The sequence below is a fragment of the Providencia hangzhouensis genome, assembly GCF_029193595.2.
Classification (GTDB): Bacteria; Pseudomonadota; Gammaproteobacteria; order Enterobacterales; family Enterobacteriaceae; genus Providencia; species Providencia hangzhouensis.
In genome coordinates this window covers 565,835-587,609 of sequence record NZ_CP135052.1, presented here as the reverse complement: position 1 = coordinate 587,609, position 21,775 = coordinate 565,835, and the positions used below count along the sequence as shown (strand labels likewise).

Genomic DNA, 21,775 nt, shown 5'->3' with positions numbered 1-21,775 from the left:
TGAGCACTATTTTGCAGCTTGTTTGGCTTTAAAGCGGCGTTCACCAACGAAGTAAATACCGACATACACGAAGCACAGCATGGAAACGAGGAATGAAAGTTGTAATGAGTGCAGCATATCTGCGACATAGCCTTGAACGGCAGGAACAACCGCAGCACCGACAATCGCCATCACAATGACCGCCCCAGCCATTTCGGTATGCTCATTATCAACGGTATCCAAAGTACCTGCATAAATGGTTGCCCAGCAAGGTCCAAACAAAATACTCACCATGACCGCTGCATACACCGCAGTGAAACTCGGAATAAACGCAACATAAATCAGGAACAACGCCCCAATCACCGAGTAGATAATTAGGACTTTTTCTGCATTAAAGCGAGTCATTAGAATATTGGCGATAAACTTCCCAATAAAGAAACAGGCAAAGCTATACACCATAAAGTTTGAGGCATCGCGTTCGTTAATATCCCCCATCTCTAATGCGAGACGAATGGTAAATGACCACACAGCCACTTGCATACCGACATATAAAAATTGGGCAATGATTCCTTTTCTAAAGCGACTATTTTTCGCTAAATATTTTAAGGTTTCTAATGCAGTAGGACGCTTATGATCTTGCGTTTCTGCCACTTTACATTTAGGGAACTTGGTAATAAGGAATAAGATCATTACCACAACCAATACCATAATCATATAACGGTAAGGTTCGAGGGTATTTTCCAACATGGCTAAACGGAATTCATGAATTTGTTCCGCATTCATTCCTGCCATTTGGTTTTGTAAGCTATCCCCCTCGGAAAATACCAGATACTTACCTAGCAAGATCCCGCCCGCTGCGCCAATTGGGTAGAAAGTTTGGCTAATATTTAAACGCAATGTCGCGTATTGTTTAGGCCCTATCATTGAGCTATATGTATTTGCTGCGGTTTCAAGGAAGCTTAAACCAATCGCAATGGCGAAAATAGCTGCCAAGAACATGGTGTAAGTCGCCATATGAGACGCAGGGAAGAACATACTGCAACCCGCGATGTATAGGATCAGCCCCACCATAATGGCATATTTATAACTGGTTTTTTTGATCACTAACGACGCTGGAATAGCGATTAAGAAATAACCGCCATAGAATGCACTTTGCACTAAAGCAGAGGCGAAGTTACTGAGTTCAAAGACACTTTTAAACTGTGTGATTAAAATATCATTTAATGCTGCAGCACATCCCCATAATGGGAACAGACACGATAGTAGGATAAATTGGAATAGAGGAGTCTTACTCAGGTAGCCATCCGGTAACTGAGTGATGTTCTTAATGTTCATAGTAACCCTTATATTTTTATAATTTATACCCGATGAGTGGCTATGTGGCTCTGATGACCACTTAATTATTCAAAGGGTATATAGCTACGTTGGACTATTATTATTTAGCTATTCATTAGCTGTGTTGATTTGCACAAATTCATTAAATTGCTCAACACTTGGATAAGAAGATTGAGTCCCTTTCCCTGTCACACTGAAGGCCGAAAACATCACTGCTTTTTTCAGTGCTTCTTCAATATTCCCCGTATGGACATAGTAATGAGAGAAACAGCCGATAAAGGCATCCCCTGCACCACTGGTGTCAATGGCATTCACTTTAATTGCGGGTATATGTAACTCACTGTCGCGAGTCATCCATAACGCCCCTTTATCTCCTAATGTCACGATGACATTTTTTAACCCTTTATCCAGCAAAGACTGTGCGGCACGACGGATGTTATCCATCGTGTCTACTGGCATATTGGTTAAAATTTCTAATTCCGTTTCATTAGGTACAAAGAAATCACATCGGCAAGCAAAATCGAGATCGAGCGTACGTTGCGCTGGAGCTGGGTTGAGCAACACTGGGATCCCATGTTTATTGCCGAATGAAATTGCGTGATAAACCGTCTCAAGCTGGACTTCTAATTGCAGGACGATCAATTTACATTTTTTCAGATCTTCCGCTGCGCGATCGATATCTTCCGGGGATAAAAATTTATTCGCCCCTTTGACGATCAAAATGCTATTTGATGAATTTTGATTAACAAAAATAGGCGCGACACCACTTGAGGTACAAGGTACTTTTTCCACATAACGGGTGTTAATACCGTAAGACTCAAGATTGCGGATCGTATTATCTGCAAAAATATCATCGCCGACTTTGGTTAACATGATCACTTTTGAATTTAACTTAGCAGCAGCAACCGCTTGGTTCGCACCTTTACCGCCGCAACCAATTTTGAAAGCTGGCGCTTCTAACGTTTCGCCTTCTTTTGGCATTTGATCGATATAAGTGATCAAATCAACCATGTTTGAACCAATAACTGCTATATCCATAATGTCCCTCGTGTTAAATAAATCACATAATGATATGATAGTAACATTATCATGTTGCAAAAATATCATTTGTGATTAGGATCTCGAATAACGAATGATCAAGTGTTATATCTACCACATTTCCTCATTCTTTGTTGTCTATCCCACATTTATATAGGAAAGTTGAAAATGCAAGACTTAGCAAAATATATTGATCACACTTTACTTGCTGCGAATGCGACTGTCAGCGATATTACTAAACTGTGTACGGAAGCTGCTGAACACCATTTTGCCTCTGTATGTGTGAACACAGGTTATGTTCCTTTAGCCAGCGAACTTTTAAAAAACAGCGACGTTAAAGTTTGCTGTGTGGTAGGCTTTCCACTAGGGGCATGCTTAACTGAAGCCAAAGCATTTGAAGCCGCAGAAGCTGTCCGCCGTGGCGCTGATGAAGTCGATATGGTTATCAACATTGGCATGCTAAAAAGTGGCGACTTAGACTTTGTCCGTCGTGATATCGAAGCGGTATTTGCAGCCTGCGGTAAAGCAACATTAAAAGTTATTTTAGAAAACTGCCTATTAACTGATGAAGAAATTACACAAGTTTGTGAAATTTGCCGCACAATTAAAGTCGGTTTTGTGAAAACTTCAACAGGTTTCAGTACAATGGGTGCAACAGAGCACCATGTCGCCCTGATGCGTAAAGTGGTTGGTGATGAAGTCGGTGTAAAAGCCTCCGGTGGTGTGCGTGACCGTGAAACCGCAATTAAAATGATTGAAGCTGGCGCAAACCGTGTAGGTGCCAGCGCGAGTGTAGCAATTGTCACAGGAACGGCGACCAAGCCGAGTGACTACTAAGTGATGGGGCGCGGTCTAACCGCGCCAATTTTGTGCATTTAAAAAGGATTGTAGGGTGATAGAAACTAAACAAAAAGAACGCCTTCGCCGTTTAAGTGAATGTTTAAAACGTTCAGGACGCATTCATTTAAAAGAAGCCGCTAGAATACTCGAAGTTTCAGAGATGACTATCCGACGAGATCTCAGCGCAGACACAGAAGGCCCCATTCCTATGTCACTCCTTGGCGGCTATATTGTTTCTGTTACCCAACCAGCCAACTTAGCTACCCAAGAGCCGCAAGCCGATGTTTTTACCCCTGACCAAACCGAAGAATTATATATCCCTAATCTTGCCGCTAGTATGGTGACAGAAGATGATGTGATTTTCTTTGATAATGGCATTGAAATGGCCACCTTGATTTCACTCATCCCCGAAGAGATTAATTTCACTGGCATTTGTTACTCACATAACGTTTTTCTCGCCCTTAGCCAAAAGAAAAATGCCACCGCACTTTTATGTGGTGGGGAGTATCGCCCTAAAAGTGATTCTTTTTACAACCCTTCACTCCCTTCATTACTTGATTCAATCAACCCTAAAAAAGCCTTTATTTCAGCGGCTGGCGTGCACGGAAATTTTGGCGTAACTTGCTATAATCTCGATGATTTACCAATGAAGAAAAAAGCGATGGAAAAATCTATCCGTAAGATTTTACTCGCCCCTTATAACCTGTTCGATGAAGTCGCGACCGCCAATATGGGGGAATTATCACAATTTGATGTGATAGTCACAAATAGGCAGCTTTCTGATGAATATGAAACATATTGCCGTAATGGCTTTGTGAAAGTAATTTATTAAAATCGCCAATAGATTTAGCGGACAATATCTTGCCCGCTAACATTAAATCTTCACGGTTAAATAGTCTTCTGCAATTTCTGTTGCGAGGAACACCGATTGGCACTCTGCAAGCAATCTTGGTATATCTTCACTCACGTAGCGACCACTAATATGAGTTGCGATAAAACGCTTAACCCCAGCAGCACGTGCTAACTCCGCCGCTTGTACTGTAGTCGAGTGGCCACGCTCATTAGCTTTTTGTGCAAATTCGGCCTCTAAGGTGGTTTCATGGATCATCACATCGGCATTTCTCGCAAGCTCCAGTGCTTGTTCTGTCGGTTGAGTATCACCAAAAATCGCAACGACTTTACCGGGAACAGGCTCACCAAGGTAATCAGTCCCATTCACGACTCGCCCATCATCAAGAACAATGGTTTCACCCGCTTTAAGCGCTTGCATCCAAGGGCCACGAGGAATATTGTCATTGGCTAATTTGACTGCGTCTAATGCACCACTTTTTGGGTGCTCTTCAATACGATAGCCGTAGCACTCAACACGGTGGTCAAGAGCATAAGCCGTCACAATTAACTCCCCATCATCAAATAACTGCCCAGTTTCAATTTCAACGATTTCCAACGGGTATGTCATATAAGACACACTCACGGCTAATACCGTTTCAATATAGTGTTTTAACCCTTTTGGACCATAAACAGTCAGTGGGTCTGTCGCTCCACCCATTGAGCGGCTACATAACAAACCGGGTAGACCAAAAATATGGTCACCATGTAAATGGGTAATAAATATTTTCTCAATTTTTGGCGTTTTAAATGGGCTATTTAAAATGCGATGTTGTGTCCCTTCGCCACAATCAAATAACCAGTAGCTTTTACGGATACCGACCAAATTTAATATCATACTGGTGACATTGCGCTCTTTTGTCGGCACCCCAGCACTGGTTCCTAAAAATGTTAACTCCATAACTTCCTCATCTAATTTGTTGTTTTTATTATGGTAAGATTTTTTCCAATAAAAAAATCATTTATTTTAATCTGTATAGTATTCCGTATTTTTTGATTATCAACCAAAGCCAGTTATTCCAAATATTTCCAATATACAAATCGTATTTCCATATTCATCCGATCAATTCACAAGCACTGATCATTGTCTGCCCTGAAAATAGCGATATTAATATTTATATCAGGAATATGTTCGATGAATCCCCCTTCGTCAAAATTGAAACCTAAACTACCGAACAGTTTGCTCCTCTCTACGGCAATTTGGTCTACGGCTATTTTGCCAATGGTGCCAAGTTATGCCCAAATCGTCCATTTAGACGATTTACCTACACTCGGTAGTCAGGCCATTCAATTTGAAGGAACCCAACCCGAAGTCCTCCAACCTGAAGATAGTACTGAACGTTTTTTAGCGGAATATGGACAAAATGCCGCAAACTTTGCTTCTGAAGAAAAAAACACCAAAAATCTGGCAGATATGGCACAAGATTACGCTCGCCATAAAGCCGCAAATATGGCGACGGATGAAATAACACATTGGTTATCCAAAGCCGGTAATGCCAGGCTAAATATTAATCTCGATAAAAAATTGTCAATTAAGACCTCTCAATTAGATTGGTTAGTACCTTGGTATGAACAGCAAGATTTGTTGTTATTTTCTCAGCACAGTATTCACCGTACTGATGGCCGGCTACAGACCAATAACGGTATTGGTTTACGTCATTTCCAACAAAATAGCATGATAGGGGTAAATGCTTTCTTTGATCATGATTTATCCCATTACTATTCGCGCTTAGGGTTTGGTGTGGAATATGCTCAAGATTACGTTCGAATGAGTGCGAATAGCTATTTGGGACTATCGACTTGGCGCAGTGCATCCGAATTAGCCGATGATTATAACGCACGCCCCGCCAACGGCTGGGATATTCAACTTGAAGGTTGGCTATCCACGTATGCGAATTTAGGTGCAAACCTAAAACTGGAACAATATTACGGAGATGACGTCGCTTTATTTGGCAAAAATGAGCGCCAGAAAGACCCAATGGCGGCTACCGTCGGCGTCAATTGGTCTCCATTTCCCCTGCTCGCAATAAATGCAGAACATAAAATAGGCAATAGTGGAACAAATGAGACAAATGCAAAAGTGGCGTTTAATTGGTTGCTAGGAAGGAGCTTAGCGCAACATCTTGATACTTCGGCGGTAGCGGCCACTCGCCATATTTCCAGCAATCGTTATGATTTTATTAACCGTAATAACAACATTGTGTTGGAATACCAAAAGAAAAGCTTAATTTCATTATCATTACCGAAAGTTATTCAGGGTATGACAGGAGAAGAACTTTCTATTATCCGCAATTTAACCACGAAATACCCGCTAGAAAAAATAGTGATAGAAGCCCCTGAATTGATAGCCGCTGGGGGGGAAATACACCTTAATGGCAGAGAAAGTTCAGTAAAACTACCGTCTTATAAAATTGCCAATCATTCATTTAAAAACTCACAACTCAATCTTTATCGCTTAACCGTGACGGCTTATGACACTAATGGAAATGTCTCACCACAAGCAGAAACGTTAATTGAAGTTACCAACACAGGCGCTCTCACTATCACCCATAAGAATACCGCAAAAAGAAATAATGCTGTCGCTGATGGTAAAAATACAAATATATTCACTGTAGTAATTAAAGATACTCTTGGCCACCCAGTACCCAATGCGAAAGTCAATTTCACATTGCCTGCAAATCTTAATTCTATTAATCAAAAAAATACGGGATATTATTCATTACTTAATCATTTTATGTGGAAGGCTCAGGCAGAAAAATCAGTTTCTGACCAATCCCATAGCATCATCGCTAACAGTAAAGGTGAAGCTTCCATTCAATTTACTAGTTTGGTATCAGGAAGTTATGCAATAAAAGCAAATATTGAGCATGGTACAGAAATGACTGAAATGTATAACTTTAAATCCGATATTAGCCAGTCATTTATTGGTAGCATTGATATCATTCAAAACAATGCAGTGGCAGATGGGATCAGTAAAAACAAAATTAAACTGCATATTGTGAATAATAGCCGACAAAGCATCGCAGGGGCACGTGTTCACTTTGAAGCACCAAATGCCGTTATCACACCAACTAAATTGACTGATGAATATGGAAATACAGAATTAGAAATCAGCAGCTTAGTCGAAGGTTCTATAAATATCATTGCCACCCTGAATGGCGATAGTCGAACAATACAAGTTAACTTTCTAAGGAATGGATCTACGATAAATATTCACCCAAGTACTGGGACTCTTTTCAGATCTCCAGTAAATAAGCAAAATAGGCCTACACGCACGCCGTTAAGTTTGCTAAGGCAACTATTTCAAAAAATAAGCTAATATTGCCCATAATAAAACAAACTTAATTTAGCGGTTCTTTCAGCGTCAAAATTAGCCCCTTAACAGGGGCATTTTTCATTCCGCTAGCCTAGTTTATGGCTTAATTGCATTGTGACTAGGTTGACTATTATACCAATCAAACACCGAATTTTTTAAGCTAATAAATTGTTTTTATTCAAGTAATATCTATTCCCAACCGAGAAAAACGCTTTCATATTAGCGAGAGAATTGTTTTGTAGGGCTATCAATAGAAGCCGCCCATTCCGCGTTTTTCCACCTTGTAAATTCCGCTTCTTTTTAAGTCAAACTAATTCACAAGCTCTTACCACTATAAGCATTCAACAATAGCCAAATTAATATTGAAACTAGGAATGAATTGAATGAACCCCGCTACGTCAACCACAAAACCAACATTGAGACATCAAATCTCAAATGGCTTTGTCCTCTTTACTGCAATATGGTCATCAGCCGTCATGCCGGTTATGCCAAGCTATGCAAAAATGCTCACACCGGATAACCTTCCTACTCTAGGGAGTGACCCCGTATTAACCAATGATGATAAAACAGCACAGTTTATTGCCGAATATAGCCAAAGCGCAGCACGTTTTATCTCTGATAAGAAAAAAGCTGCTGATCTTGCAGATATGGCACAAGACTTCGCTCGCAGTAAAGCCACAAACGCTGCAACAGATGAAATAAATCGTTGGTTATCCAAAACGGGTAATGCCAAATTCAGTGTTGACGTAGATAAAAAATTAACTATAAAAAACACCCAGTTAGATTGGCTAGTTCCTTGGTATGACAGTACTGATTTATTATTGTTTACCCAACATAATATTCACCGTACCGATGCCCGCTTACAGACCAATAATGGTATTGGGGTTCGTCGCTTTACCCCAGAGAGTATGATGGGCGTCAATGCCTTTTTTGATCATGACTTATCTCGCTACCACTCTCGCCTAGGTTTCGGGGCAGAGTACGCACAAGACTTCTTAAAGCTGAGCGCGAATACCTATTTACGCACATCAGCATGGCGTAGCGCGCCTGAATTAAATCATGACTCCAATGCTCGCCCTGCCAATGGATGGGATTTACACGCTGAGGGTTGGTTACCCTCTTACCCAAATATTGGCGGAAATCTTAAATTTGAACAGTATTTCGGTGATGATGTTGCCTTATTCGGTAAAGATAAACGCCAAAAAGACCCTCTTGCCACTACCGTTGGCGTGAATTGGACACCTTTCTCGCTACTCACCTTAAGTGCAGAACATAAAATCAGTGGTGGATTAACGGAAACTAATGCCAAAGTCCAGCTAACTTGGGCATTGGGCAAAAGTCTTGCTGAGCAGCTCGATCCAAGCAAAGTGGGGGATTCACGCCGTTTACTGGGCAGTCGCTATGATTTTGTAAACCGTAATAACAACATCGTACTGGAATACCAAAAGAAAGCGCTAATAACGCTATCATTGCCAGCGATGATCCAAGGAAGCACTGGAGAACAGGTATCTTTAATCAATGCCGTCAACACCAAATATCCGTTAGACAAACTGACCATTCAAGCTCCTGAATTTTTAATGGCGGGAGGAGAAATCACCCTCGATGGTGCTGCGACAAGAGTCAAGCTACCGTCCTATAAAGTGGCAATGACTGAACAAGAAAGGAAAAAAATCAACCTTTACCAATTCACGGTGACGGCCTCTGACAGTAAAGGAAATATTTCACCGCAAGCCACAACATTAGTTGAAGTCACAAACTCTGGCGTACTATCAATTAGTCAAAGTGAGGTTATCAAGCAAGGAAATGCTGTCGCCAATGGCCATGATATTAATACCTTAACGGTTACAGCCAGAGATAGCTTAAATAGCATCGCACCAGACTCAACAGTGGCGTTTATTCTCCCAGCAGAACTAAAGCTCATCACGCCAAAAGCCACTTCTTCAAGAATGGCGTTTAGCAATTTATTCAAAAAAATGCAGGCGGCAAAATCAACTGATAAACAGAAATATCAAGTTACCACCAATATAAAAGGCGAAGCGTCCATTCAATTCACGTCACTGGTCACGGGGGAACACCGAGTTCAAGCAGTGCCAAATGGCGGCGCTCCTATTGATACCGCTTTTTTCTTTATTGCCGATACACACCAAGCACATATTAATCATTTCAATGTTCTTAGTGATAATGCGATTGCCGATGGTAAATCTAAAAATAAAATTCAATTCCATGTTACTGATAATAATGCACATCCCATTAAAGGAGCAGTGCTGCAACTTGAAGCAAAAAATGCAACAGCCAAACAGTTGAGCCCAACCGATGAACAAGGCAATACTGATGTCGAGGTAAAAAGCCAAGTTGCAGGGCCGGTCAAAATAACAGCAGCACTGAATGAGCAAAGTGTCACGGTAGAAACCCATTTTGTATTCGGCCAATTAGCCCATGTCACGATTATAGACCTTGAACAAGCCGCTGCGGGCACAAGCAGCAACATCACCATTTCATTAACTGATATGCACGGCAATGCCGTATCTGGAGCTGATGGTACGGTGACGGTCAATATCGATGGAAAACCAACTCCAATTACCATCACTGAAAACCGTCCCGGTAGTGGGATCTACAACGGAAAATTACCTGGGCAGCATACGGGCTCGCCAAGTATCACCGTCACGGTTGATGGGCAAACATCCTCACCGGAAACATTGATTGTTGAGCAGCCAAAACCGATTTCACCAAACAATACGAACGGGACAGGCCAAAAAGGGGAAAAAGGCGTTATTGATAGCATTATCATCACTCCAAGCAAAACCCATGGTTTACAATCAGGGGATACCCTTGATGTTATAGTGACTATCACCGATGCCTTTGGTAATGGGTTATCAGGCTTAAATACCGATAATATTGATATCGGCAAGCACAAAGGTGACACGCTAGCATGGACGGATAATGGCGATGGTTCTTACACCACTACCTTGCCATTAAGTAAAGTCGGCAACACTGATTTAACGGCTTCCATCAATAGCACGACTAGCCCGAAAATTGACGTTCTCGTCAATAATGCCAGCGGAACTATTCACGTTGATAAAGTGAAAATCACCAAAACAGAAAAACCAGCGGCAGGCACAGATAGTATTGTGACGATAGAGTTAACCGACAAACATGGCAATCACGTTGTTGGTGAAACTGAAGCTATTGCCAATATAAATGGTCAGCCACACACTTTACCGATAACAGAAACATCCCCAGGTATATATGACGTCATTATTCCAGGCCAACTTGCAGGCAACCATATAGTTTCTGTTATCGTTAACGGGGAAGAATCACCAAAAGAGCCGCTTATTGTTGATAAACCACGACCTGTTAAACCTAAAGGCCCAAGTGGTGCGGGGCCAAAAGGAGAATTAGGTGTTATCGATAATATCGTTATCACGACAGGCGATGCTAGCCATCTACAATCTGGCGATAAACTTGAGGTCATCGTATCCATTACTGATGCCTTTAACAACGGCTTATCAGGCCTAGACACCAATAATATCAATATTGGTAAACACAAAGGCGATACCTTGGTATGGGTTGACAACGGTGATGGCTCTTACACCACTATCATACCACTAACCGACGTCGGCAATAATGACCTCACCGTTTCCATTAATGGCTCTAAGAGCCCACAAAAACAAGTCCAAGTTAGCAATGCAAAAGGGAAAGATAAGGTCAGCAAAGTTAAGATCATCAAAACAGAAAAACCCGCCGCAGGTTCAAGTAGCATCCTGACCGTTCAACTAATGGATAAAAACGATAACTCGGTCGTCGGTGAAACTGAGCTTATCGTTAATATTGATAACAAACCACACACTCTCCCCGCAAAAGAAGGAAAACCGGGTATTTATGAGGTTACACTACCTGCACTGCAAGCCGGAAAACATGATATTCATGCGAGTGTGAATGGCATAGCATCCATCAAAGAGAGCTTACTGGTTGAGCAACCAAAACCGATTTCACCAAACAATTCGAATGGAACGGGTCAACAAGGTGAAAAAGGTGTTATCGACAAAGTCGCAATCACACTTGATCACACTCACCGTTTTGAGTCGGGTAATCCTCTTGAAATCACGGTAGCGGTAACTGATGCCTTTGGTAACGGCTTAGCTGGCTTAAATACCGATAACATCGATATCGGTAAACACAAAGGAAATACCTTAAACTGGGTAGATAATGGCGATGGCTCTTATACCACTACCTTGACCTTAACCGACGTTGGTAGCAATGATTTAACTACCTCCATCAATGGTACTCGCAGCCCACACACAGAAGTTCAGGTTAATAACGCCTCAGGGACAACCCACGTTGATAAGGTAAAAATCACCAAAACAGAAAAGCCAGCAGCCGGCGCAAATAGCCTTGTCACTATTGAATTCACTGATAAACATGGTAACCCAGTGGTCGGTGAAATTGAAATTACCGTCAATATTGATGGACAACCTCATAAGCTTCCAGCAAAAGAAAGAAAATCAGGTGGTTATGAAGTCACATTGCCAGCACTGCAAGCAGGTAATCACAGCATTAGCGTAAATGTGAATGGTAAAAACTCGACTGACACAACTTTAGTCGTTAACACTCCAACACCCATTAAGTCGAAAAAACCAGACGGAACAGGAACCAAAGGAGAAAAAGGCGTTGTCGATAATATTGCCATGACAACAGGCGATACCCACAGCTTACAATCTGGCGACCAGCTTGAGCTCACTGTGTCCATCACCGATGCCTTTGGTAACGGCTTGACCGAGCTGAATACCAATAACATTACCCTTGACGGATATAACGGCAAGCCAGTTTGGACGGATAATGGCGATGGTTCTTATACCGCGACTCTCACATTAACTGAAATGGGGTCGAAAGACTTAACCACATCAATTAACGGCCATAAAACCGCCGTCAAATCGATTCAAGTTAACCCAGCCAAAGGGAAAAACAAAGTCAGTAAAATTGGCATCATTCAAACAGAAAAACCCACCGCAGGTTCAACCAGTACATTGACCGTTCAATTAACCGATAACCACGGCAACCCGGTGGTCGGTGAACACGAAATGGTTATTGAGATTGACGGCTTCCAGCACACCCTGCCCGTAAAAGAAGGGAAATCAGGTATTTATGAAATCACGCTGCCAGCGCTGCAAGCGGGTGATCATAAAATTACTGCCACGGTAAACGGCCAAAGCTCCGCTAAAAACACTTTAGAGGTGAAAAAACCAGCCCCAATTCGTTCGAACAACTCAAGTGGAACGGGTAATCGAGGTGAACGAGGCGTTATCAATAACATTACCATGACAACAGGGGATACTACTCGTCTGCAATCAGGTGACAAATTGGCTATTACCGTAACCATCGTTGATGCATTTAATAATCCGTTAACGGCCATCGACACCAGTAATATCATTCTAGATGGATATACAACGAGTTCGCTGAAGTGGTTAGATAATGGGAATGGCACTTACACCACTCCGTTGCTATTAACCCAAACAGGTTCTAATGATTTATTAGCATCTATTAACGGTTATAAGTCACAATTAATTTCCATTACAGTAAGTAATACAGCTGATATCAATAAAGTTGCAAATATCGAGCTGGAGCCAATCTCCCCGAGTGAAGCAGGTGAAAACCAAACTATCACAGTGAAAGTCACCGATAGATATCAGCACCCCGTCACCATGATTAGCAGTATGATAACAGCAAATATCGACGGCCAGTCAACATCCATTATTTTAACAGAATCACTCACCCAAGCCGGTATTTACACAGGAACATTACCCGCAAAAAATATGGGTAAATATACGGTTAAAGCAACAGCTAACAATAAAACCGTATCAAAGCTTTGGACAGTTAAAACTGCCGCGATCATCGCTGTAAAAGAAAAAGATGGGAGTGGTACAAAAAATCAACGTGGTGTCGTTAATACCGTGGCTTTAGCCTCATCATCAGCTAATGACCTGAAATCAGGCCAATTATTACAATTAACCGTAACCCTTAAAGATGGGTTTGGTAACGCTCTTGAAGGCGTCAGTGGCGCGGGTATTCAATTAAAGCACCAACAACCTAACGTAAGTCCCGTTATCTGGACAGACCTTCGAAACGGTAACTACACGGCTATTTTGCCACTCACCAAAATTGGGCAAGACACTTTAACCGTGAAAGTGAACCAAATCACCTCTTCCCCACTGAATATTAACGTAGGGAGTGCGACTGGAACCTCGCAAATCAAGCAAGTTAAAATCAAAGACATCGCTACCCCCGCTGCGGGTGAAACGAGTTCCATCACACTATTAATCACTGATGCCCATGACCAACCTATTACAGGGGTTGATAATAACGCTGTCGTCTCTATCGATGGCGCTGAAGCATTGCTTAAGATCACTGAAACCGTCAACAAAGGGACTTATACCGGTACTCTTTCTGGCCAAAAATCAGGAGACCATAAAGTCATCGTCACTGTGGGCGGCGTAAAATCCACAGGATCAACTTTAACTGTCAGCGCACCTTCTCCAATTACCCGTAATCCGGGGGGGAAATCAGGTACTCACGGTGTGGTTAGTCGTGCAAAACTTACCGTTTTACCAAACAAAAACTTAAAATCTGGTGATACGTTAACGCTCACAGTGACATTGGAAGATGCCTTTGGCAACCCATTAACTGGCGTAGATCTCGCACAATCACTGACTCATAAGCAAGCAGGTAACGTCACTTGGATAGCACAAAAAGATGGAACCTATACCGCCAACTTAGTCTTAACAAAATTGGGGCAAGATCACTTATTTATCACAGCAGATAATATACAAAGCCCAACCATGGGTATTGATGTCAAACCGCAGTTAGGCAATAACGCTATCCATAAAATTGATATCAGTGATATCACCAATCCAACCGCAGGAGCCGAAAGTACCTTCACGGCTGTATTAACTGATGCTCAAGGTAACACGATTGACGGTATCCAAAACCTTGAGGTCACCATTGGTAAACAACCATTAAATATTGCCATCACTCAACAAGCAGATGGCCGCTACATGGGTAAATTACCGGGGCAACAAAGTGGTTCCTATGACCTGATTGTTAGCGTCAATAAGCAAAATTCAGCCAAGAAAACCTTCGTCGTGGCAAAACCCGATACGGTTACTGCAAGCCCAAATGGGAGTGGGCAAAAAGGCCAGCGCGGTGTCGTTAGCCAAGTTGAATTGACAACGGCGATAACAAGCGCCGTATCAGGCCACAATTTACCACTCACGATTACCTTAAAAGACCGCTTTAATAACCCACTAAAAGGCGTCTCTAGTAACCACATCACTCTAATGCACAAACAAACCGGTCATGTGGCTTGGGTCGATCATAACAATGGTCAATACACAGCGACCATACCATTAAAGATATTGGGAAATGATACATTCATCGCCACCGTTAATGGCATAAATAGTTCAGCGACAAACATCACCGTGACAAATTCCACCAATATCAAGCAAGTTAATCAACTGGTCATGGCCGCTATCCCCCCATCGGCAGCCGGTTCAGAACAAACCATGACCGTGCAAGCTATTGATATCAACAGTCACGGAGTGACACACATTGCGGATGACATTAAAGTTACTCTCAATGACAAGCCACTTAACTTAACATTTGTTGGATCTCAAACAGATAAAGGCACTTATATCACCACTTTACCTGCGCAAAAAACAGGAAACTATCAGGTTAAAGTGACTGCTAATAAGCAGACAGCGCAGCAAACATGGCAGGTTGCTGCTGCCAAAGCGATTCAAGCAACAAAAGCTGATGCTTCCGGTGCTCAAGGCCAAGCGGGTGTAGTTAATACCCTTGAACTGGCAACAACCCAATCAAGCTTTAAATCAGGTGACACCACAAAACTGACGCTAACCTTAAAAGATGCGTTTGATAACCCTCTTAGCGGTATTGAGGTTAAAAACATCACACTAGCGCATAACCAAACTGGTCAGGTGACTTGGGTTGATAACAAAAATGGCACTTATACCGCTGATTTACTGTTAACGACATTGGGTAAAGATCATTTAGCAGCGACAGTTAACCAGATAAAAAGTGCACCAGTTGGTATTAATGTTGAAAAAGCGATTGGCAATAGCCGTATCCATCAAGTTGATATTGTTAATATCGCCAGCCCGCAAGCAGGTGCAGAAGGCGTCCTTACAGTGTCCTTGACCGATATCAACGGCCACGTAGTCATGGGGATCACTGAAGTCGCTGTGAATATCGGGAAACAACAACCGCTAAATATTGCCGTCACTCAACAAGCAGACGGTAGCTACACAGGGAAATTACCGGGGCAACAAAGTGGTTCCTATGACCTGATTGTTAGCGTCAATAAGCAAAATTCAGCCAAGAAAACCTTTGTCGTGGCAAAACCCGATACGGTCACTGCAAGCCCAAATGGGAGTGGGCAAAAAGGCCTGCGCGGTGTCGTTAGCCAAGTTGAACTGACAACGGCGGCGACAAGCGCCGTATCAGGCGACAATTTACCACTCACAGTTACCTTAAAAGACCGTTTTAATAACCCACTAAAAGGTGTCTCTAGTAACCACATCACTCTAATGCACAAACAAACCGGTCATGTGACTTGGGTCGATCATAACAATGGTCAATACACAACGACCTTACCATTAAAAGTATTGGGAAATGATGCATTCACCGCCACCGTTAATGGCATAAATAGTTCAGCGGCAAATATCACCGTGACAAATTCCACCGATATCAAGCAAGTTAATCAACTGGTCATGGCCGCTATCCCCCCATCGGCAGCCGGTTCAGAGCGAGCCATGAGCGTACAAGCCGTTGATGGCAATGGCCATGGTGTAACACACATTGCAGATGACATTAAAGTCACCCTTAATGATAAACCACTCAACTTAACATTTGTTGGCTCTCAAACAGATAAAGGCACTTATATCGCCACTTTACCTGCGCAAAAAACAGGAAACTATCTGGTTAAAGTGGCTGCCAATAAGCAAAAAGCGCAACAAACTTGGCAGGTGACTGCCGCCAAAGCGATTCAAGCAACAAAAGTTGATGGTTCCGGTGTTCAAGGCCAAGCAGGTGTGGTTAAGACCGTTGAACTGGCGACAGCCCAATCAAGCTTTAAATCAGGTGATACCACGAAACTGACACTAACTTTGAAAGATGCGTTTGATAATGCGCTTAGCAGTATTGAGGTGAAAAACATCACACTAACGCATAACCAAACAGGTCAGGTGACTTGGGTTGATAACAAAAATGGCACCTATACCGCGGATTTGGCTTTAAAAACAATTGGGGAAGATACGTTAACAGCGACTGTAAACAACATTAGCAGCCAAACTGTCGATATTGAGGTGATAAACAGTAAAGGGGCCAATGAGGTCAAAAACGTGGACGTTATCCACATTTTACCGGTAGCTGCAGGAGCTGATAGTACAGTCATCGTCTCTTTGACTGACAAAAATGGACACCCAGTATCCAATATCACCAGTTTGTCCGTTATCATCGATCAGCAAAAGCCATTTTCCATGTCAGTGGGCCAAGCCCCTAGTGGTAATTACGTTGGAACATTACCCGGTCAACAAAGCGGTCAACACAATATTGTGGTGTCTATCCCTACAACGAATACTGTATCAAACAAGAAACCATTTGATGTTAGCAATCCTGCACCAATTGCGGCTGCGGCTAGCGATGGTGGTGGGAAAAAAGGCCAACACAAAGTCGTCAATGAGGTGCAGTTTATCGTTGCGCCAACCGCTAACCTCAAAGCTGGCAATAAAGTCACACTCACCATCATGTTGAAAGATGCCTTTGGTAATGGGTTAAAAGAAGTCTCCAGCAACAGTCTCACTATCATTCACCAACAATCAGGTTCTGTCATATGGAAAGACAATGCGGATGGTACTTATACCGCTGACTTATTATTAAGCAAGCTAGGCACTGACACCTTAAAAGTCACAGCCAATGGCATTAGCCAATCACAGGTTATCGATGTGAAAGCACCGCAGAGTACATCTGTCGTCAACAATATGGTATTAAAAGTAATCAACAAGGTGTTTACAGTCGGTGATCTTGCCGAATTGCAATTAACATTAACGGATAGTCATGGCAATGGTGTTGAAAAAGTACAAGCCAACGATATTCAATTAGAACATAATCATACGCCTGTTCCTAAGCTGGCTTGGTTAGAAAAAGGTGCAGGTATTTACACCACCACGCTCCCATTACATCAACAAGGGAAAAACATCTTTGTTAGCCGAGTTAATCATCAAACCAACACCCCACTGGCGATTCATGTCAGCGCACTAACCGGCCCTGCACAAGTAAAAATTGTTGAGCTCAAAGCCAGCACAAATCAACTGACTGTAGGCAGTAAAACAGAGCTGACACTGATATTAGCAGACCAATGGAATAATGGCGTTGAAGGGGTTATGGCGAAAGATATCACCATAAATGATGCGCATATTAAGAAAAACCTCACAGGTTTAAATTGGCTATCAAAAGGGAATGGAACCTATACTGCGTCAACAACGGTCGCAATTGCAGGAGTTCACTCCCTAAAAGCAACGGTTAACCTAATACAAAGTAAAAATGTATTGGTTAACGCCCTGCCATCGACTAACCAAAACCAGATCAATAAGGTTCAGCTAACAACAAACTTAAGCACCATTACCGCAGGCAGTAACGTCATGCTATCGCTAAAAGTCACTGATAGGGATAACAACCCTGTTATTCACCTCAATAATAATACGATCACACTCACTGACAGTAATAATAAAATATCCGCTGTCTGGGATGAAGATAACCATGGCTTAGGTATCTACAGCACTAACATCATGCTCCATGACGTTAGAACACACCGTCTGGTAGCTAGTATTGGTCAATTTACAGATACAACCAATGTCACTGTCAATTCACCATCAGGTAACAATGCCGTGAAGACAATTACCATTTCACCAATAGCCAACAGTGATGCAGGACAACCGTCATCACTATCTATTGGCTTAACTGACCAATATAAAAACCCTGTTAATAATGTTAGCAGTAGTGATATCACTGTGACAATTAATGGGCAAAAACAGAACATAATATTCATGGAAAAAAATGGATTATATAAATATACCGCTCAGCTCCCAGCGGCCAAAGCAGACCGTTACAAAATCAAAGTGGAAGTCAACGGACAGACAGAAACTGCCGAGTGGGTTGTCAACCCTCCTATCGCTATCCCAATCATTTCTTATGATAAAGATGGCTTACGAGGCTCATTAGAAACGATTTCTATTACCCATAGCGCGAAAAACTCCACGGTAAATTCAGGCGACAAATTCATTTTAACTGTCGGACTAAAAGATAAGTTTGATAACAAACTAACCGGTGCGGCGAGTTCATTGAAATTATTAACTGATTTACATTCAACCTCTGCATGGAAAGAGCTAAGTGGTGGGCTATATACTCAAGAACTCACCATGAACAAGCTACGTAAGCAATCTATTCAAGTGGTGGTAGATAAACTACTAAGCGATAAGCTTGAGTTAACCGTTACCCCTGCCAAAGGTGCAAATAATGTCCATAAAACTACTCTTGAAACCCATGAAGGTACTATTGAGGCGGGTAAAGAAGTGCAATTAACATTAACCTTAACGGATAGCGTTAATAATGGTGTTGTTGATATCAATACTAAAGATATTCAGTTAACAAATAATGGAAAACTAACCAACGTTACATGGGTGAATCCACAAGATGGCGTATATACCACCAAACAGCGGTTAGACACAATCGGTGAGTACCGGTTTAAAGCTACTGTAAATAACCAACCAAGCCGTATCCAAACCGTGGAAGCAACCTATCCAAGTGGGAAAGATGTGGTGAAATCCGCAAAAATGACCACAAACCTCAATAAATTTGATGCCGGTAAGAAAGTTGAATTAACGTTAGAACTGAAAGACCAATATGGCAATCTGGTTACTGGCGTCAATGGCGTTGATATTGCATTAAAAGACAGCCATACCGCAGAAACTATCGATAGCCGCAATATTGCTTGGCATATGGCATCGGTAGGCGTGTATAAAGCCACCTTGCCATTAACCAAAGTCGGTAAACATACATTAACAGCGACAGTAAATAGTATCTCCAAGTCCACGCCAGCTATCACGGTGACAGCATTAAAAGGGGTTAACAATGTTAAGGAGATCAAATTAACCGCAAATAATACCTCAATTAAAGCAGGTGAAAATACCACATTAAACCTAACCATGCTCGATAGCTACGGTAATGAAGTGACCGGTATCATGACAAAAGACATTATGTTCAAAAATACCGACAGCACAATTACCACTAACGCATCGTGGGTAAAAACACCATCAAACGATAATGTCTATACGGCTCAGGTCACGCTAGAGAAAGTTAAAAAGCACACATTATCGGTTGAGGTAAATAAACAGGTAAAAAATGTCGAAATTGAGGTAAAACCACAAGAAGGCGCCCAAAATGTCGCGAAAGTTGAGTTAAATGCCCCAATAACAGTGGCAATTAATGATGACGCGAACCTTCAACTCAGCCTAAAAGATAAATTCGGTAATGGCGTTGTAGCGGTTGATATTTCCGATATTACACTAAAACATTTAAATACATTAATACCAATAGCCTGGGTTGAAGGCAAAGAGGGCAAATACACATCTAACTTAGCGCTAACCAAAGCCGCTACACATCCACTAGAAGTCAAGGTTAATGGGTATTCTTCAGTTGCCAATATCACAGTTGAAAACCCGAAAGGGGTTAAAAATGTGGCAAATATCAACATGAAACCGTCAATAACCGCAGATAGTTCAGGGAAACTCACAACCAATCCAGGGAAAGAGTTCAAGTTAACATTCACGTTAACTGACCAATATGGCAATGGAGTCACTGAATTAAAAGCAACAGATATCAACTTAGCTGGTTCTCAAAAACCAAGTTCAGTGCCAATAACCGCATGGCAAGAAAATGTCCTGAAGAAAGGCGAATACATTGCCACTGTATCACTGATTCAAACAGCACAGCATGTTTTGACAGCAAAAGTGAATACTGTTTCTGATACCGCACAGATATCGGTTACCCCATTCAGTCACCCTGATTACGTTGCATCCGTTGAATTGAAACTTGCTAAAACTAATATCAACATCGGTGAAAATGTTAAATTTGAGCTAAAAGCCAAGGATAAGTATGGTAATGACGTGTTTGTTAATGAAAGCGATATTGCAATACATAATAAATCTCAAAAATCATCAGAAATTAAAGAGAAGTGGGATATCACAAAAGACACTTTCACTCGCCAGTATAAAGGAACATTCCGTTTTACAAAACCTGGAGAGTACATAATCTCAGCGATTGTAGGTAAGGCTAATAGTAATTCTGAGAGGATTACTATTGAAGCTGGTGCACCTGTATTTGCCTCAGGGAAAAGCACATTCACTGTAAGTAACGATGAAACAAGTACAACTGATATCAAAAACACTGAGATAAAGTTAGTACTTAAAGATGATAATGGTCATTTGATTACAGGGAAAAAACCAAAATTAGAAGTCATATCAAGCACAACCCATAAACGAGTACCGAAGGATATGACAGAAACATCGGCAGGAACATATACAGCTGAGCACATGAACGCTCCTGATGCAGAAATTGCTCAAATTAAATTATTCAGCGATTCAATTAATTATAAGGGGAGCGATAAATATACTCAAATTGTCAATTACGGCAAAATGTCAATTACACGATTAGGTGTTGAAGAAACCTATCAAGTTGATGATCGATTCCCTTCTACTGGGTTTACTGGAGCGCAATTTGCCATTGAACCTTCACTAGGTTTTGCTTCTGAATATAAGTGGGAGGTTAACCAAAATTGGCTAACTATTAATGAAAAAGGTGTTGTGACTATGAAGACACAGCCGGAAAGCCCCCGCAGTGCAAAAGTCACTATCACAGGAAAACCTAAGCGTATGAATAGCAAGAATATGGTATATACCTTTAACATGGATAAGTGGTTTAGCGCAGGGCCGAAATTGAACTTGAATGATGCAATGGGGTATTGTACTAATTCTCAAAAGATAGCCAGTCCAGAAGATATAAAACATAGTAAAATCTCGCTATTCACCCAGTGGCCAGAGAAAACCATTAACGACAACATGAAACTAGACCAAATAGCAGCAGACGGCTGGATTTGGACAATAACCAAGTACATGACCATCTACCATCTATCATCACATCATTATTTAGGAAGCAGACGAACTACCGGTGATTTTGGGGTTGTGTGTGTTAAAGAGTATTAATTGTCATTAGGTTTAAATTCTTGTTATTTATCAGCCCCCTCTTGGGGGCTTT

The 21,775-nt window shown here is 41.7% G+C and carries 7 protein-coding genes; 4 read left to right on the top strand and 3 right to left on the bottom strand.

Going from position 1 to position 21,775, the window contains the following annotated elements:
- Positions 1 to 6: 6 nt before the first annotated feature.
- Complete coding sequence (gene fucP / locus PZ638_RS02485; RefSeq protein ID WP_144139531.1) at positions 7 to 1,314, bottom strand: L-fucose:H+ symporter permease; 1,308 nt, start codon at positions 1,312 to 1,314, stop codon at positions 7 to 9.
- A gap of 108 nt (positions 1,315 to 1,422) precedes the next feature.
- Positions 1,423 to 2,352, bottom strand: coding sequence for a ribokinase (rbsK, locus tag PZ638_RS02480; protein ID WP_094961414.1), 930 nt, complete (start codon positions 2,350 to 2,352; stop codon positions 1,423 to 1,425).
- A 168-nt stretch (positions 2,353 to 2,520) separates the two neighbouring features.
- Here rbsK and deoC point away from each other — a divergent pair, with 168 nt between their 5' ends.
- Together deoC and deoR are read left to right on the top strand one after the other, a co-directional pair.
- Positions 2,521 to 3,189: a deoxyribose-phosphate aldolase gene (gene deoC / locus PZ638_RS02475; RefSeq protein ID WP_096864595.1), complete on the top strand. Its 669-nt coding sequence runs from the start codon at positions 2,521 to 2,523 to the stop codon at positions 3,187 to 3,189.
- A gap of 55 nt (positions 3,190 to 3,244) precedes the next feature.
- Positions 3,245 to 4,024, top strand: a complete 780-nt coding sequence (gene deoR / locus PZ638_RS02470; protein ID WP_004260957.1) for a DNA-binding transcriptional repressor DeoR — start codon at positions 3,245 to 3,247, stop codon at positions 4,022 to 4,024.
- Between the two features lie 42 nt (positions 4,025 to 4,066).
- Here the strand turns inward: deoR and rnz are convergent, their stop codons facing one another.
- Positions 4,067 to 4,981 carry a ribonuclease Z gene (gene rnz / locus PZ638_RS02465; protein ID WP_144139534.1) on the bottom strand — a complete coding sequence of 305 codons (915 nt, stop codon included), beginning with the start codon at positions 4,979 to 4,981 and terminating at the stop codon, positions 4,067 to 4,069.
- A 234-nt stretch (positions 4,982 to 5,215) separates the two neighbouring features.
- Between rnz and PZ638_RS02460 the strand changes: the two genes are divergently transcribed.
- Entirely contained in the window at positions 5,216 to 7,399 is a 2,184-nt protein-coding gene (locus PZ638_RS02460) for an inverse autotransporter beta domain-containing protein (RefSeq protein WP_144139537.1), read from the top strand.
- A 380-nt stretch (positions 7,400 to 7,779) separates the two neighbouring features.
- Positions 7,780 to 21,723 carry an invasin domain 3-containing protein gene (locus PZ638_RS02455; protein ID WP_272674498.1) on the top strand — a complete coding sequence of 4,648 codons (13,944 nt, stop codon included), beginning with the start codon at positions 7,780 to 7,782 and terminating at the stop codon, positions 21,721 to 21,723.
- Positions 21,724 to 21,775 lie beyond the last annotated feature (52 nt).

Bases quoted from the DNA above. Each gene is read 5' to 3' on its own strand.
- rnz (WP_144139534.1), bottom strand. From the start codon at position 4,981: ATGGAGTTAACATTTTTAGGAACCAGTGCTGGGGTGCCGACAAAAGAG.
- PZ638_RS02460 (WP_144139537.1), top strand. From the start codon at position 5,216: ATGAATCCCCCTTCGTCAAAATTGAAACCTAAACTACCGAACAGTTTG.
- fucP (WP_144139531.1), bottom strand. From the start codon at position 1,314: ATGAACATTAAGAACATCACTCAGTTACCGGATGGCTACCTGAGTAAG.
- rbsK (WP_094961414.1), bottom strand. From the start codon at position 2,352: ATGGATATAGCAGTTATTGGTTCAAACATGGTTGATTTGATCACTTAT.
- PZ638_RS02455 (WP_272674498.1), top strand. From the start codon at position 7,780: ATGAACCCCGCTACGTCAACCACAAAACCAACATTGAGACATCAAATC.
- deoC (WP_096864595.1), top strand. From the start codon at position 2,521: ATGCAAGACTTAGCAAAATATATTGATCACACTTTACTTGCTGCGAAT.